The organism is Bradyrhizobium sp. 157 (assembly GCF_023073815.1).
GTDB lineage: Bacteria > Pseudomonadota > Alphaproteobacteria > Rhizobiales > Xanthobacteraceae > Bradyrhizobium.
This window is the reverse complement of sequence record NZ_JADPKF010000090.1, coordinates 157,697-171,890: the sequence shown is the minus strand read 5'-3', so window position 1 is coordinate 171,890 and position 14,194 is coordinate 157,697. Positions and strand designations below refer to the sequence as shown.

Sequence of the window (14,194 nt, the reverse complement as noted above, 5' to 3'; positions counted from 1 at the left end):
GACCTCAAAGCAGCCGCCGCGCTAACCGCTGAGTTGACTTGGTAAGTCAATCGTCGGACCAGACATCGTTGGTGCAGTGCTCGCCGCGCCAACAGTCGAGCTCATCGCAAGACGCTGATCTGCCCGTCTAACCCGGCGCTGCAATTTAAGAGAAAAGCCGAGGAACACTTGCCGTGACAGGCTTGTTCGTTCGTCGGGGCAGCACGAGGAGGCTACCATGAGGACACCTCAGCTCTCCGCATTAATGTTAGCTGTTCTTACCTTCAGCGCCGGCGCCGCGGAACCTCAGAAGCTGTGGGAGGCGAGTGGCTTCAAGAACCCCGAATCGGCGGTATTCGACCGAGCTGCGGGGGCCGTCTATGTGTCGAACGTCAACGGCGATGCGATGAAGAAGGATGGCAACGGCTTCGTTTCAAAACTCGGGCCGGATGGAAAGGTCGTAACAATCGAGTGGATCAAGGGACTAGACAGTCCGACCGGGCTCGCGCTTGCCGGTGGCAAGCTGTACGTCGCAGATGTGGACCGGATTGCGGAAATCGACCCCGCCAAGGGCGAAGTCCTGAACCGGTTCGAGGCACCCGGATCCAAGTTCTTGAATGACCTCGCGGCTGACAAGAGTGGACGGATTTACGCTTCCGATATGGTATCCAACAGCATTTGGGTGCTCGACCGGGGCAAGCTGTCTCTCCTGATGCAGGATGACGCGCTCGAAAATCCGAACGGGCTCCTCGTCGAGGACGGCCGGCTTGTGGTTGCGTCGTGGGGCAAGATGGCCCCGGACTTCTCAACGAAGGTGCCCGGCCGCATGAAGGCGGTCGACCTCGCGACGAAGAAAGTGTCCGATCTAGGTAGCACGACACCAGTCGGGAATCTCGACGGCGTCGAACCCGATGGCAAGGGCGGCTATCTTGCGACCGATTGGATGACCGGCGGGCTATTCCGCATCGCGCACGATGGCACAGCGACGCGCCTTCTTCCACTCGCCAAGGGGAGCGCCGACCTCGGGATGGGACCGGATGGGATCGTCATCATCCCGATGATGATGGAGGGCACTGTTGTGGCTTACAGGGTCGACGCACGCTGAGAATAGGAATGCGTCTGGCCTGCGCCGGGCGCGGCTTCTGATGAACTGCGCCCCGGCCCACGATAGTCAAGATCACGCATGATGCCACCAACCGCGGCGTTCCGAACGATGCGTGAGCAATCGGTTGCGCTGAACTCAATGCCAATCGGCGTGCACATCGGAGCCGGTGGTGCGAATTGCACGCGGCAGCGACGCCCACTTGAGTACCAGTTACCAGCGTGCCGTGCGAGCCGATTATTTTACTGGCTACCACCCCTCTCTTGGGCGCGTCGAATGCAAGGACTTGAACCTTTCTCGCCACGCACAAGACAAAGTGAGCGGCTGGGAGCGGTGCTCTGCGCCCGACCGCCGCGCCAAGAGCGAGCATGGTTTGCTTGTGGCGCCGCGTGTCTTTGGCGCCAGTTGGAGGATCAGCTATGGCGGACGTCATTGAAATCGCAAAAGCCACCGTTACCGCATACAACAACAAGAACTGGAACGAGATGAGAGGCTTGTTGGCTGCCGACGCCGTGTATGACGAAAAGGCAACGAGCCGTCGCTTGGAGGGCTCGGGTCAGATCATCGAAGCGCTCGAGGGTTGGGCCCAGGCATTCCCCGACTCGAAGGGGACATTCATCCGCGAGTTTGTCAGCAACGATAGCGTCGTCTTGGAACTCATATGGAAGTGGAAGGGCGTTCACACCGGGCCGCTGCAGACGCCGACCGGTGCCATTGCGGCATCGAACAAGCCGATCGAAGTGCCAGCTTGCGAAATCTTCCAGGTAGAAGGTGGAAAGGTCAGGAGCGCGACGCACTATTTCGACATGCTCACATTGCTGAACCAGATCGGCGTGACCGGAGCTGCGGCGCCTGCAAAGAGCGCAGCATAGGCTGAAATATATCAACCCGAACACAGCAGAGCCCGCCGGTTCATCCCGGCGGGCTTGATGCCTGACAACGCGGACTACACCAATCTCGTCGGGCTTGCGATGCGCGCCGAGCGCAAGGTGATCGACAAGATCGTCGACGGGCTAAGGTTCCACAGCTAGCGCAGTGCGATATGTCCGGGAGCGCCATGTCCATTTGATCGTTGCTCAGGTGGCTGGCTTCATAGGTTCGAATGCCTCATACGTGGTTGCCGCGCCCGAAGGATACCGAAGGGGTCTTCGCGGCGGGCCAGCTTCCGATAGGTGGCCAGATCATCTTCCTGGAGCGCCGGTCCCTCGCCACGGCGCCCAACAGAACCCGTGCCTGGCGCCAACGGCAGCGAGGTGCCAACACCCGCATAAAGGTATCGATCGCCGTAGGCCTGCTTCAACGCTGCAAATGTCGGCTCACCGGTGCAATGGCCCGGAGCGATGTTCTCGACCTTGAACGTTTCCTTGAGCGCTGCCACGGCCTTGGCAATGATCTCGTCCGATGCGACGACGAGGTGGAAACCGCCGGCGATCAAGCGAATTCTGGGATTGATCGCTGTCGCCGCCTCGACGATCTTTTCGATCCCAGGGTGCGCGCAGCCGACCACGAGCACAATGCCGTCCGAGGTGTTGATGGCCAGGGACAACTCCTTGAGTTCCTTCGTGCCGGGCGTGTCGGACACAAGTGCGAGCAACGTAATGCCCGGGGCGATTTCCGTTGTTTTGTCGATAAGCTCGATGTTGGCTCCCTGCCACGCGGTACCGAACTTCATGACTTCCGGCGGCCTGCCATCGTAGTAACGCATCGCGGGCGGCAAGGATTCGTCCTTTCGGTAGAAACTCGATGGCAGCGACGAGCCATAGATTCCGAATCCTTCCCTAGGTGCGTAGATCTTCACCGTTGGATTCACGCTCAGAACATGGTTCAAGCCGGCCATGTGATCGGAGTGGCGGTGTGACAGAACCACGAAATCGATGCTCGTGAGGTCAATACCCTTTGCCTTGATGTTGGTCGCGAAGATGTCTGGATCGTTGCCTGTGTCGAACAGGATCCGTTTGCCGGAGATTTCCACGAGCGCGGAGAAACCCCAATCCTTCTTCATCGCGGCATCGCTGCCGAAAGCGTCGTAGAGGATGGTGATCTGGCTGTCAGGCTCAGCCGCAGCAATTCTGGCAGGGGTAACTACGGCAGCAACGCCGCCAAGTGCGACTGCAAAAAGCAATGTTGCGCGACGTTTCATGGCGATCCTCCTCTTTGAGAGCGCCCCCTTGAGTTTGTTTATCGCAGCCCTGCGCGTTTTCGCGATTGGAATCCTGCGCCTTGCTCGGCGCTGATCAGACGATATTTGGTCTATGCCAAAACACCGCTTCTAGTTGTTCGACGAACCGGTCGTCGTTCCCGGTGTCATTCGAGGGCTATGCCCACGACGCTGAGGCCGTGATCAGTGCAATGCTTGACTACGCCCTATTTCCGGAGGTGTCACTACGAAGGTCACGAGGCGCGGCGTAGACGTTTGGAGCAGCATCTCGTGTCAGCACCGCTGACATGCCCCAGCAATAAAAGAGCGGGCCACAGCACGCATCGCTCACCCGGAGCTTTGAGGTGGTAAAGGCGTGATCCGTGCCGACTCAATCTGGACGGGCTCGCGATGCGCGCTGAGCGCAAGGTGGTCGACAAGATCGACGGGCTGAAGTTTCACATCTAGAGCAGTCGACCGATCAGTTCAGAGCGGTCGGCGGGCGTTCGCTGCGCACTCCAGTGGGCCAGCGCGCCGACTGGTTCCGAAATCCAGGCTGTCTAAAACATCTCGCTTAGTCTTCGTCCGGCTCGCGTACGACCGGCGCTTCGTTTGCGCCCTCTTCTTCGTCCTCTTCCTCTTCGTCTTCTTCGTCTTCATCGTCTTCATCAGGATCTCGAGGCGGCATCGTGTTGGCCACGATTACGAAGGGATTCCTGTCGATCAACCTGGTAGAATCTTCCTCGGGTATGTGTGGGGTCATGGTGTTGCTCCTTGGATGTGACCGTGTAACGTTTTACCCCTTCTCGCCCCTTTGCGTGAGGGGTAGGGCACATCAAGTCCGCACAAGAGCGGATACCGAGCAGTGGCCGTCCTGCGCCTCAACTCTGCAGTCCGACAAATCCACGCAGCTTCTTGACCGTCTCGGCAGCGTCCTTGGCTTCCTCGGTGGTCAGGACGGTGATCTCGCCATTGCGCCTGTGCGTGACGCTGTGGTGGATTTCCGCGCCTGAAAGGCCGTCCACGTCCGACTTCACCGCGATGTCGTCGATTTCGGAGAGCGGGAACTCGACTGGCTTCTTGTTCCACAGCAATATTTTTTTCTGCAGTATCGCCTTGCCGGAATCCTTGTCGAACGTAAGCGTGGTCGAGCCTGCTTTCAGAACGAGCTTGCTCGGAGCTTCTTCGATACTAGTCATGGCAGGTCTCCGCTGTTTCCAACTTTGACATGGCAGCTATCGGGCGATGCCTCGATAGACGGGCGATACCTGCCCTCAGCGACCGGTGATGATGATTGCTGCCAGTACATCGCCGGCACTTCGAAGGCGCGAATTACGCCCGACTGTCTGCCTGGCAGACAAAGTCACAACTCCGCAATCGAGTTGCGAGCAATGCAAGTCTGACGACAAGCATGTCCCGCCTTCCGTGTGCGGCGGTCGCATCTCGGAATCTCGCAAGGTTTGTGGGCCGTGTCGAGCGACAAATTGACGCCAATGCCGGACGGATTTTCCTGGCGGCGCTCCGAAGATGGGGCATTTGCAAATCGTGCGCGGCGGCTCCTCCAGGCCGTCTTGCGGCAAGGCCGCAAAACGCGAATACTCCCGCCAGCCGGGTTTCTCGAAGGGAACTGCGGCCAAAAAGCCCGGCATAGGGCAATGAGGGAGGATATCATGGCGCGGGAGTCCGGGCGCGACGCGCCCAATGGCAACAATTTCAATACCAGCCGGCGCAGATTTTTGGGCAGTTCGGGGCTGGCTGCGATCGGCGCCGTCATCGGAGGCGCGATGCCGCTCTCACGCAACGACGGCGGAATCCCTCAGGCCCATGCGCAGGCCGCTCCGGCCGCCGCGCCCCCGTCGGCCGCCGCACCGGCCAAGGGACCGCAATACCTGAAATATCCCGGCAAGCACGAAGGCCTGGTCGTGCTCGGCGAGCGGCCCTTGGTCGCCGAGACGCCCGAAAGCCTGCTCGACGACGACACCACGCCGATCGAGAAATTCTACATCCGCAACAATGGGCAGGTCCCCGAGGAGACGAAGGATCCCGACGCCTGGAAGATTACCATTGATGGCGAGGTCAATAACAGACTCGAGATCACGCTCGGCGAGTTGAAATCGAAACACAAGGCCGCGACGCGGCGCATGGTGCTGGAATGCGGCGGCAACGGCCGCTCACAGTTCTCACCGCCGGCGCGCGGCAACCAGTGGACCAATGGCGGGGCAGGTTGCGCCGAATGGACCGGCGTGCCGCTCGCCGACTTGCTCAAGAAGGCGGGCCTGAAGCCATCCGCAAAATACACCGCGCATTATGCGGCCGATTTTCATCTGTCGGGCGATGCCAGCAAACCGACCATCTCGCGCGGCGTGCGCATCGAGAAGGCCATGGACCCGAACACGATGATCGTGTGGGGCATGAATGGCCAGCCGCTGCCGAACATCCATGGCGGGCCGGTGCGCCTGATCGTGCCGGGTTGGACGGGCTCGGCCTCGCAAAAGTGGCTGACGCGCATCACCATCCGCGACCGCGAGCATGACGGCCCCGGCATGACGGAATTTTCCTACCGCCTCCCCATTAAGCCGATGGTGCCCGGCGGCAAGGCCGATCCGGCAAACTTCCGCATTCTGGAATCGATGCCGGTGCGCTCGATCATCACCAATCCTGCGAACGGGGCGAAGTTCGCGGCCGGCACCAAAGAGCTGAAGCTGCGCGGCGCCTCCTGGGCCGGCGATCTCACCGTCAAGCAGGTTGATATCTCCACCGATTTCGGCGCGAGTTGGCAGCGGGCGACGCTCGAAAAACCGAAGAACAAATATGACTGGCAGCGCTGGACCGCGACCTTGAAACTGCCGAGTGACGGCTATTTCGAGATCTGGGCGCGTGCGACCGACTCCAAGGGCGCGATGCAGCCGCATCAGGCCGGCTTCTGGAATCCGCAAGGCTATGGCGGCAACGCCATGCACCGCATCGCCGTGCTGGTCGGATGATGCAGCGCTTGGTGTGGTTCGCGATGGCCGGCGCGCTCTGGATCGCGCCGGCCATGGCGCAGACAACGTTTGCGCCACGCGAGGAAAGTCCGGAGCAGTTTCCCGCAGGTCCCGGTCGGGACGAGACCTTCTACGCCTGCACCGCCTGCCACGGTTTCCGCCTGGTGGCGCAGCAGGGCATGACGCGCGCGCAGTGGGAGGATTCGATCAACCTGATGATCCGCCGCCATAACATGCCGCCGCTCGACGACAAGGATCGCGACGTGGTGCTGAACTATCTCGAGATGGCCTATCCGCCGCGCGCGCCGGCCGGCCGAGGAGGCTGGGTGAACCCGTTCGCGAAGTGAGCTGCTCGCGACTCACACTCCGCCCAGTGATCTCGCAGCATCGATGATTCGCTTTGGAATCGGCGGACATGCGTATTTGATATTACAGCCATGTGATTGCGCCGGGCATTTTGCGCGGCGAGGTGCAAAATTGATGCATCGTTGCGAGGTATTTGGTCTCGCATTTGTTGGTACCAATATCTATCTCTGAACCAGGGAAGGAGATTCGCCCAAGGACAACTCCGATAAAGGAGCCATCCATGGCGAACATACTCACCGCTGGGGGCTGGTTTTCTGCCCCGACCAGAAAAGCCTCGTTTTTAACCCGATTGTTGCGCGTTCAAATCGAAGCCCGTCAGCGACGGGCCGACCGTGTCGTCGAGCGGTACCTTGCCGCCCGCGGACTTAAACTGCCTGACGACGCCGAGCGTCAGACCGGGCGTCTGCTTGTTAAGGCGGGCCGGCAGCCATGATCACACTCATCCTCGTGCACTCCGCAACCAGGCTCGCTCGCTTTGGCAAGGCAGTTCTTGCGACATGGCAAGAAGCTCAGCGCCTGCGTCGTCTCCTTCCGGGACCGACCGAGGAGTAGCCCGGTTCGCTCGGACAGGCGCGCCAAAACAAAAATCTCGAGCTTCGGTTCGATCAGAACCGAAGCTCGAGCGACCCTCTTGACGCAAATACGCTTCAGGCCAGAATGGTGGCCAGCTTGCCGCGGGGAGCCGGTCATATGAGGTTTTTGATTACAGGGCAGGATACGGCGGGGAACGTAACTCTTAACCGGGAGTCGGTTCCAGCCGCGTTGAAAAAGGCCGAGGAGCTGATGTCGGACGGTTGCTGGAACGTCGAGATTGTGACGCCCGATGGGGCCATCTATCATCCCGGCGAGTTCGATCAGTTGAGAGAGGCGGGACACGATATGCGCCCTTCGTGATGTCCGCTGCTTCCAGAGCGGACATCACGCTGAGGCCCGGGGCGTGATCGTGGGTTGCGATCTCCGAAGCACCGGGTTTCGCGGAGATCGGAGAGCCCGTACTACCTTACCGCGATCGGTGACACCGTGGAGCCCGAGCCGCCCTGAATCTTGAGCGGCTGCATCACAAAGGCGAATTCGCCGACGCCCTTTTGCGCGAGCTCGTCGAGCTTGAGGTTCTCCAGCAGATGGATGCCGTTCACCACGAGCGCAATCTGGTGCACCGGAAGCGACAATTGCTTGTCGGGGTTGGGTGCGACCTCGACCGGCCAGTTGTCGGCGCCGAGCAGCATCGGGTCCTTTGCGGCTAACCAGAGCGCGGCCGGCACGCCGATACCCGGGCAGGATTTCACGTAGCGCGGGTTGTCCTTGCCGTAGAGCTTGCCCCAGCCGGTATGAATGATCACCGCATCGCCGGGCTGCAGCGTCAGGTTTTGCTTCTTCAGGGCGCCCTCAAGATCTTCCACCGTGATTTCGTAATTGTCGCCCAGAATGTCGACGCCCTTGAAGCCTGCGACGTCGATCAGGACGCCGCGCGTGAACAGCGTTCCCACATTATGGATGCCGAACTTCTTGAAGCCAGAGCGATCGGCGTTCTCGTCGACCTTCTGGCAATTGTACCAGCTATTGAGATGGGTCTGGTGCGCAAAGCCGTCGAACTGCGTGCCGACCTGGCCAAGCTCGGTGATGATGATCTCCTCATTCGAGCCGCGCATGTTGGAGAACTGGTTCATGAACGTGCGCTTGGTATGCATGTCGAAGCGCCGCGTTCCGAAGAACGCCATGCTCGGACCGAGCACGTGAGCCAGCTCGATCACCTCGCCGGTCTTGATCAATTTCGCGGCGTTCAACACGGCCGCCGGCTTCTGGTGATTGGCCGAACCGCGCTCGTCGGCCGCGCCCCATTTCGACGGACAGCGCTGGCTTTCGGACGGAACGGTCCATGTTGGTGCTTGCGCGTAGGCGGCGGTGGAAAACGCAAGCGCGATCGCCGCACCCAATGTGAATGCTTTCATCTGTACCTCCCAAGAGAGGGCGCTCAGAAGACGGCGCCCCTGGGACAAATAATGCTGGTCCGATTGAGGCGGTTCAAGCGACAATCCGCCTGATGACGGTGAGGTTGTGCTTCCACGCATGCCTCCATGTCCGTTATGATGAGCTCAAACGGGCGGAAGGCCGCTTTGCCCCGACGCCAATCGACTTTCATTTTAGGGAGCAAGCACATCATGAAACGCCGTACGTTCCTCAAAGGCAGCGCCGTGGTCGGCGCGACGACGCTGGTTGCAGCACCTGCGATCGCGCAAGCAGCGCCCGAGATCAAGTGGCGTTTGACCTCGAGCTTTCCGAAGTCGCTCGAAACCATCTTCGGCACCGCGCAGACCTTTGCGAAGTACGTGGCTGATGCCACCGACAACAAGTTTCAGATTCAAACCTTTGCGGCAGGCGAGATCGTGCCCGGCCTGCAGGCGCTTGATGCGGTGACCTCCGCGACCGTCGAGATCGCGCAGACGCCGCTCTATTTCTACATCGGCAAGGAGCCGGCGCTGACCTATGCGACCGGCGCGCCGTTTGGCATGAACCATCGCCATCAGCATTCCTGGTGGACGTTCGGCGGCGGCGCTGATCTCTGCAACGAGGCGCTGAAGCCTTTCAAGGCGCATGCGATTCTGTGCGGCAATTCCGGCACGCAGATGGGCGGCTGGTTCCGCAAGGAGATCAAGACCGTCGACGATCTCAAAGGCCTGAAATTCCGCATCGCAGGCATGGGTGGCCATGTGCTGGCAAAGCTCGGCGTCGTGCCGCAGCAGATCGCGGGCGGTGACGTATATCCGGCGCTCGAGCGAGGGACGATCGATGCCGCGGAGTTCGTCGGTCCCTACGATGATGAGAAGCTCGGCTTCTACAAGGTGGCGAAGTACTACTATTTCCCCGGCTGGTGGGAAGGCGGGGCCATGCTGCACATGGCCGTGAACGAGGAGAAATGGAATGCGCTTCCCAAGCCATACCAGGCGATCCTCAACCAGGCCGCTTCGGCAGCCGGCGCGTGGATGATCGAAAAATACGACAGCGTCAATCCTGCGTCGCTGAAGCGGCTTGTTGCCAACGGAGCGGAGCTGCGCGCGTTTCCGCAGCCGGTCCTGGAAGCCTGCTACAAGGCCACGCAGGACCATCTGAACGAGATCGCCGAGAAGAGCGCGCTGTTCAAGAAGACCAAGGAGAGCCACGACGCGTACATGAAGGAAGTGCTCTTCTATACGCAGATCGCGGAGAACTATTACGACAACTACCTGCTCAGCAAAATGCGCAAGGGGTGAGTGGGCCGATCGAAAAGTCGGAGTTGCTGGTTGGTTAAGGGCGGATTAGCGAAGCGTAATCCGCCATTTTACGTGAGGTGCGCCGGCGGATGACGCCTTCGGCTAAACGTATTGTGTCATAAGCCCCTGATGGTGAGGAGCGCCAACGGGTGCGCGCGTAGCGCGGCCCGATGACAGGCTCCGCGCGTCTCCGGACGATGCTTCGCATCGCCGGGAGAACCATGAGGCCCCGTCTGTGGCCTACGTCCTTCGAGACGCCCGCTCCGCGGGCTCCTCAGGATGAAGGGCACCCGGCATTCCCTGCACCCTCGTTCTCGAGGAGGGGACACCAAGATGAAAAGCTCGGAGCAGTGCGCCGCGAGAACGCTGACGCACATTCACCGTCATCGTCCGCCAACGGGTCGCGCGAACGCGCACCCGATGACAGGCTCCGGCGAACGATCCAGTATTCCAGAGACGTCAATGATCAAACCCATAGGCCGCGGCGTACTGGATGCCCCGCGTTCGCGGAGCATGACGACCTGTTGTGGCGCTTGCAATGACCGTGGAAGGACCACAGCGACATCCCGCATGTATGGGATGTGACGCTGCTTTGGCGAGGCGCAACATCATCCGAAGGGCAGCGCGATCGAGGGGATCTCCAGCCCGGGTCACGCCCATGTGAAGAGCCGCCCTCTGGTTCGAATTGACAGTGACTGACCAGTCAGTCATAACTGGCACATGACAAAAGAAGCTACCAAAACCGCCAGGAAATCAGCTTCGAAGCCGGTCAATCGCCGGACCGGGGCGAAGTCGTCGGCGTCCTCGAAGCCGCTGCCGGCCTCCAGCCGCGCCGAACGCGCTGCCGAGCGGCGCGGGGCCATCATCGAGGCGGCGATGGAGGAGTTCATTGCGCGCGGATTTGCGGCGACGAGGCTCGACGACATCGCCAAACGCGCGGGCGTGGCCAAGGGCACCATCTATCTGCACTTCAAGGACAAGGAATCGATGTTCGAGGAATTGATCCGGACCGCGATCGTGCCGCTGGTGACCCGCCTGTGGGCGACGCCGCCGCAGCCCGGAGCATCGGTGCGCGACATGATTGAGGGTTTCGCCAAAACCTTCATCGAGGAGGTAGCGACCACGCGGCGCGGCGACCTCGTGCGGCTGATCGTTGCCGAAGGCCCGCGATTTCCTGAGGTCGCCGACTTCTACTACCGCGAAGTGGTGTCGCGAGGCCTCGCTGGCATGCGTGCGCTGATCGAACTCGGCATCGCGCGCGGCGAGATTCAACATAAGGACCTGGCGCGGTTTCCACAAATCATGGTGGCGCCGGCGCTCATCGCCGTGATCTGGCAGAGCCTTTTCAGCAGACATGCGCCACTGGATGCCCTCGAAATGTTTCGGGTGCACCTCGATCTGATCTTTGGCGAACGGAGAACAGCATGACTTCGTCGCGAACGATAACGATCCTGGCCGCGCTGGCGCTGGCCACCGTACTCGCCGGTTGCAAGGAGCGCAGGGATCCGGGCTTTCAGGGCTGGGTGGAGGCGGACATGATCTTCGTCAGCCCCGATGAAAGCGGCCGCGTCATCAAGCTCAACGTGCGGGAGGGGGACGAGGTCAAGCCCGGCGATCTCCTCTATTCCGTCGACGACGATTTGCAACAGGCCGACCTCAATCAGAACAAGGCCACGCTTGCCAACGCGCAGCAGACCTATGATCGCGCGGCGTCGCTGAGCAAGACCGGCTCCGGCACGCAGGCCAACCTCGATTCGGCGACCTCGGCGTTGCGCGTCGCGGAAGCCCGCGTCAACACCTCGCAGACCCGGCTGGCGCGGCGCAGCGGCTTTGCGCCGGTCGGTGGCACCATCCAGCAGATCTATTTCCGCGAAGGCGAAATGGTGCCGGCGCAGCGGCCCGTGCTGTCGATCATGCCGCCCGGCAACATGAAGATTCGCTTCTTTGTGCCGGAGACGGAGCTGCCGAAGCTTGCGATCGGCGACGAGGTGAAGGTGACCTGCGACAATTGCGCGGCCGATCTCACCGCAAAAATCTACTTCATCGCGACGACGGCGGAATACACCCCGCCGGTCATCTACAGCCTCGATGAGCGCAACAAGCTGGTCTACCTGATCCAGGCACGGCCGAGCCGGCCAGACGCGCTGCGTGTCGGTCAGCCGATCAGCGTATTCCTCAACGCCCGGACGCCGGTAGCGGAGAAGAGATGAATTCGGTTTTGACGACATCTGGCGCGGATATTGCCATCAACGTCGAGGGCCTTTCAAAATCGTTCGGCGGCCGCGAGGTCGTGCATGATCTCTCGATGCAGGTGAGGCGCGGCTCGATCTACGGTTTCCTGGGCCCGAACGGCTCCGGCAAGACCACCACGATCCGCATGCTGTGCGGGCTGTTGACGCCGGATGCCGGCGAGGGCACCTGCCTCGGCTACGACATTCGCCGCGACGCCGACAAGATCAAGCGCCAGGTCGGCTACATGACGCAGCGCTTCAGCCTGTATCAGGATCTGTCGGTGCGCGAGAACCTCGAATTCGTCGCGCGGCTTTACGGCCTGCGCGACGCGCGCGGCGCCGCACGTGACATGATCCGGCGGATCGGCCTGAACGGCCGCGAGGAGCAGCTTGCCGGCGAGCTGTCCGGCGGCTGGAAGCAGCGGCTGGCGCTCGGCGCCTGCACGCTGCCCAATCCGCAATTGCTGCTATTGGACGAGCCGACCGCCGGCGTCGATCCCAAGGCGCGGCGCGATTTCTGGAACGAGATCCATGCGCTCGCCGCCGAAGGGCTGACGGTGCTGGTCTCCACTCACTACATGGACGAGGCCGAGCGCTGTCACGAGATCGCTTACATCGCCTACGGTCACCTGCTGGCGCACGGCACGGTGGACGAGGTAATCGCGAAATCGGCGTTGTCGACCTACACGGTTTCCGGCGACGACCTCAACGGGCTTGCGGCCGAGCTTGCCGGAAAGCCGGGCGTCGACATGGTGGCGCCCTTCGGTACCAGTCTGCACGTCTCCGGGCGCGACAAATCCGCGCTTGAGGCAACCATCGCGCCTTATCGCTATAAGAGGGGATGGCGCTGGGAGGACAGCGAGCCTTCGCTGGAAGACGTGTTCATCGATCTCATGAACCGCTCAAAGGACAATTTCCAATGAGTGCAACCGATGCTGCCAGCCAAAATCGGAGCGTGCCGGAGCCTGCTTTCGGCTTCTGGCGGCGCAGCTATGCGATGTTGGTCAAGGAATTCATCCAGCTCCGCCGCGACCGCGTCTCGTTCGCGATGATCGTGATGATCCCGGTGATGCAGCTGCTGCTATTCGGCTATGCCATCAACACCACGCCGCGCCACCTGCCGACGGCGGTGCTGATCCAGGAGGACAGCGATCTGGCGCGCTCGGTGCTGAAGGCGCTGGAGAATACCAAATATTTCCGCTTCACCCGCGAAGTACACAGCGTCGCCGAGTTCGACGATCTCCTGCAGTCGGGCAAGGTGCTGTTCGGGGTCGAGATCCCACGCGGCTTTGAGCGCGCGGTGCGGCGCGGCGACCGTCCGGCGCTGCTGGTCGCGGCCGACGCGACCGATCCGGTCGCGGCAGGCTCCGCGCTGGGCACGCTCGGTGCGGTGGTGCAGACCGCACTCGCGCACGACCTTCACATCGGCGATCCGCCCGCGATGCCGTTCGAGATCAGGGCACATGCTCGTTACAACCCGGCCGCGGAATCGCGGCTCAACATCGTGCCGGGCCTTGTCGGCACCATCCTGACCATGACCATGCTGATCTTCACCGCGCTGTCGGTGACGCGCGAAATCGAACGCGGCACCATGGAGAGCCTGTTGTCGATGCCGATCAGGCCGGTGGAGGTGATGTTCGGAAAGATCATTCCTTACGTGATCGTCGGCTTCATCCAGGCCTCGCTGATCGTCGGCATCGGGACCTTGCTGTTTGGGGTGCCGATTCTCGGCAGCGTGGCGCTGCTGGCGGCGCTGACGACGCTGTTCATCACCACCAACCTGTCGATCGGCTATACCTTCTCCACCATCGTGCAGAACCAGTTGCAGGCGATGCAGATGTCGATGATGTTTTTCCTGCCGAGCATTCTGTTGTCCGGCTTCATGTTTCCGTTCGCAGGCATGCCGGTGTGGGCGCAGTATCTCGGCGAGGCGCTGCCGCTGACTCACTACATCCGCATCGTCCGCGCCATCATGCTAAAGGGTGCGGCTCCTTCCAACCTGCAATACGACACGATTGCACTCATTGTACTGATGCTGGTGGCGATGACGATCGCCGTGACGCGCTTCCGTCGCACGCTCGATTGAGGCTATATCTTGCAGTCATTTCGGGGCGGCGCGAAGCGCCGAACTATTATGTGCTATCGCA

General features: G+C 61.2%; 15 protein-coding genes and 1 pseudogene. 12 read left to right on the top strand and 4 right to left on the bottom strand.

Features of this window, described 5'->3' with window-relative positions; genetic code table 11:
* Positions 1 to 217: 217 nt before the first annotated feature.
* Both IVA95_RS26595 and IVA95_RS26590 read left to right on the top strand, forming a co-directional pair.
* Positions 218 to 1,084, top strand: a complete 867-nt coding sequence (locus IVA95_RS26595) for an SMP-30/gluconolactonase/LRE family protein (RefSeq protein WP_247513189.1) — start codon at positions 218 to 220, stop codon at positions 1,082 to 1,084.
* A 374-nt stretch (positions 1,085 to 1,458) separates the two neighbouring features.
* Complete coding sequence (locus IVA95_RS26590) at positions 1,459 to 1,953, top strand: ester cyclase (RefSeq protein WP_247513188.1); 495 nt, start codon at positions 1,459 to 1,461, stop codon at positions 1,951 to 1,953.
* Positions 1,954 to 2,171: 218 nt separating this feature from the next.
* On the opposite strand, the gene IVA95_RS26585 is transcribed toward IVA95_RS26590, so the two are convergent.
* Complete coding sequence (locus IVA95_RS26585) at positions 2,172 to 3,221, bottom strand: MBL fold metallo-hydrolase (RefSeq protein WP_247513187.1); 1,050 nt, start codon at positions 3,219 to 3,221, stop codon at positions 2,172 to 2,174.
* 387 nt (positions 3,222 to 3,608) lie between these two features.
* Here IVA95_RS26585 and IVA95_RS26580 point away from each other — a divergent pair.
* Positions 3,609 to 3,686, top strand: a pseudogene (locus tag IVA95_RS26580) (DUF2000 domain-containing protein); the annotation flags it as partial.
* Between the two features lie 106 nt (positions 3,687 to 3,792).
* Here the strand turns inward: IVA95_RS26580 and IVA95_RS26575 are convergent.
* On the bottom strand, positions 3,793 to 3,981 hold the full coding sequence (locus IVA95_RS26575; RefSeq protein ID WP_213245874.1) for a hypothetical protein: 189 nt from the start codon (positions 3,979 to 3,981) through the stop codon (positions 3,793 to 3,795).
* A gap of 118 nt (positions 3,982 to 4,099) precedes the next feature.
* Positions 4,100 to 4,417 carry a hypothetical protein gene (locus IVA95_RS26570; protein ID WP_247513186.1) on the bottom strand — a complete coding sequence of 106 codons (318 nt, stop codon included), beginning with the start codon at positions 4,415 to 4,417 and terminating at the stop codon, positions 4,100 to 4,102.
* A gap of 471 nt (positions 4,418 to 4,888) precedes the next feature.
* Between IVA95_RS26570 and IVA95_RS26565 the strand changes: the two genes are divergently transcribed.
* The 4 genes from IVA95_RS26565 (at position 4,889) to IVA95_RS26550 (ending at position 7,462) form a co-directional block, all read left to right on the top strand.
* Complete coding sequence (locus IVA95_RS26565) at positions 4,889 to 6,202, top strand: sulfite oxidase (RefSeq protein WP_247513185.1); 1,314 nt, start codon at positions 4,889 to 4,891, stop codon at positions 6,200 to 6,202.
* Positions 6,202 to 6,549, top strand: coding sequence for a hypothetical protein (locus tag IVA95_RS26560; protein WP_247513184.1), 348 nt, complete (start codon positions 6,202 to 6,204; stop codon positions 6,547 to 6,549). Before IVA95_RS26565 ends, IVA95_RS26560 begins: the two co-directional genes overlap by 1 nt.
* A 239-nt stretch (positions 6,550 to 6,788) precedes the next feature.
* Entirely contained in the window at positions 6,789 to 7,001 is a 213-nt protein-coding gene (locus tag IVA95_RS26555; RefSeq protein WP_247513183.1) for a hypothetical protein, read from the top strand.
* Between the two features lie 257 nt (positions 7,002 to 7,258).
* The gene (locus IVA95_RS26550; protein ID WP_213245864.1) at positions 7,259 to 7,462 is read left to right on the top strand and encodes a hypothetical protein; all 204 of its coding nucleotides are present in this window, start codon (positions 7,259 to 7,261) and stop codon (positions 7,460 to 7,462) included.
* Between the two features lie 101 nt (positions 7,463 to 7,563).
* Here IVA95_RS26550 and IVA95_RS26545 read toward each other — a convergent pair whose 3' ends face one another.
* Positions 7,564 to 8,517, bottom strand: a complete 954-nt coding sequence (locus tag IVA95_RS26545) for a cyclase family protein (protein WP_247513182.1) — start codon at positions 8,515 to 8,517, stop codon at positions 7,564 to 7,566.
* 210 nt (positions 8,518 to 8,727) lie between these two features.
* Here IVA95_RS26545 and IVA95_RS26540 point away from each other — a divergent pair, with 210 nt between their 5' ends.
* The 5 genes from IVA95_RS26540 to IVA95_RS26520 all read left to right on the top strand — a co-directional run bounded on the left by IVA95_RS26540 (position 8,728) and on the right by IVA95_RS26520 (position 14,133).
* Positions 8,728 to 9,816: a substrate-binding domain-containing protein gene (locus tag IVA95_RS26540; protein WP_247513181.1), complete on the top strand. Its 1,089-nt coding sequence runs from the start codon at positions 8,728 to 8,730 to the stop codon at positions 9,814 to 9,816.
* Between the two features lie 720 nt (positions 9,817 to 10,536).
* Entirely contained in the window at positions 10,537 to 11,244 is a 708-nt protein-coding gene (locus IVA95_RS26535) for a TetR/AcrR family transcriptional regulator (protein ID WP_247513180.1), read from the top strand.
* On the top strand, positions 11,241 to 12,026 hold the full coding sequence (locus IVA95_RS26530) for an efflux RND transporter periplasmic adaptor subunit (protein WP_247513179.1): 786 nt from the start codon (positions 11,241 to 11,243) through the stop codon (positions 12,024 to 12,026). Before IVA95_RS26535 ends, IVA95_RS26530 begins: the two co-directional genes overlap by 4 nt.
* Positions 12,023 to 12,970 (top strand): ABC transporter ATP-binding protein, encoded by a 948-nt coding sequence (locus IVA95_RS26525; protein ID WP_247513178.1) that lies wholly within the window; start codon positions 12,023 to 12,025, stop codon positions 12,968 to 12,970. The genes IVA95_RS26530 and IVA95_RS26525 overlap by 4 nt, the downstream gene beginning before the upstream one ends.
* The gene (locus tag IVA95_RS26520) at positions 12,967 to 14,133 is read left to right on the top strand and encodes an ABC transporter permease (protein ID WP_247513177.1); all 1,167 of its coding nucleotides are present in this window, start codon (positions 12,967 to 12,969) and stop codon (positions 14,131 to 14,133) included. The genes IVA95_RS26525 and IVA95_RS26520 overlap by 4 nt, the downstream gene beginning before the upstream one ends.
* Positions 14,134 to 14,194: the final 61 nt, after the last annotated feature.

Excerpts from the sequence above, each read along its gene's own strand:
- IVA95_RS26570 (WP_247513186.1), bottom strand. The coding sequence starts at position 4,417 with ATGACTAGTATCGAAGAAGCTCCGAGCAAGCTCGTTCTGAAAGCAGGC.
- IVA95_RS26585 (WP_247513187.1), bottom strand. The coding sequence starts at position 3,221 with ATGAAACGTCGCGCAACATTGCTTTTTGCAGTCGCACTTGGCGGCGTT.
- IVA95_RS26560 (WP_247513184.1), top strand. The coding sequence starts at position 6,202 with ATGCAGCGCTTGGTGTGGTTCGCGATGGCCGGCGCGCTCTGGATCGCG.
- IVA95_RS26595 (WP_247513189.1), top strand. The coding sequence starts at position 218 with ATGAGGACACCTCAGCTCTCCGCATTAATGTTAGCTGTTCTTACCTTC.
- IVA95_RS26520 (WP_247513177.1), top strand. The coding sequence starts at position 12,967 with ATGAGTGCAACCGATGCTGCCAGCCAAAATCGGAGCGTGCCGGAGCCT.
- IVA95_RS26545 (WP_247513182.1), bottom strand. The coding sequence starts at position 8,517 with ATGAAAGCATTCACATTGGGTGCGGCGATCGCGCTTGCGTTTTCCACC.
- IVA95_RS26530 (WP_247513179.1), top strand. The coding sequence starts at position 11,241 with ATGACTTCGTCGCGAACGATAACGATCCTGGCCGCGCTGGCGCTGGCC.
- IVA95_RS26535 (WP_247513180.1), top strand. The coding sequence starts at position 10,537 with ATGACAAAAGAAGCTACCAAAACCGCCAGGAAATCAGCTTCGAAGCCG.
- IVA95_RS26540 (WP_247513181.1), top strand. The coding sequence starts at position 8,728 with ATGAAACGCCGTACGTTCCTCAAAGGCAGCGCCGTGGTCGGCGCGACG.
- IVA95_RS26555 (WP_247513183.1), top strand. The coding sequence starts at position 6,789 with ATGGCGAACATACTCACCGCTGGGGGCTGGTTTTCTGCCCCGACCAGA.
- IVA95_RS26565 (WP_247513185.1), top strand. The coding sequence starts at position 4,889 with ATGGCGCGGGAGTCCGGGCGCGACGCGCCCAATGGCAACAATTTCAAT.
- IVA95_RS26550 (WP_213245864.1), top strand. The coding sequence starts at position 7,259 with ATGAGGTTTTTGATTACAGGGCAGGATACGGCGGGGAACGTAACTCTT.
- IVA95_RS26575 (WP_213245874.1), bottom strand. The coding sequence starts at position 3,981 with ATGACCCCACACATACCCGAGGAAGATTCTACCAGGTTGATCGACAGG.
- IVA95_RS26525 (WP_247513178.1), top strand. The coding sequence starts at position 12,023 with ATGAATTCGGTTTTGACGACATCTGGCGCGGATATTGCCATCAACGTC.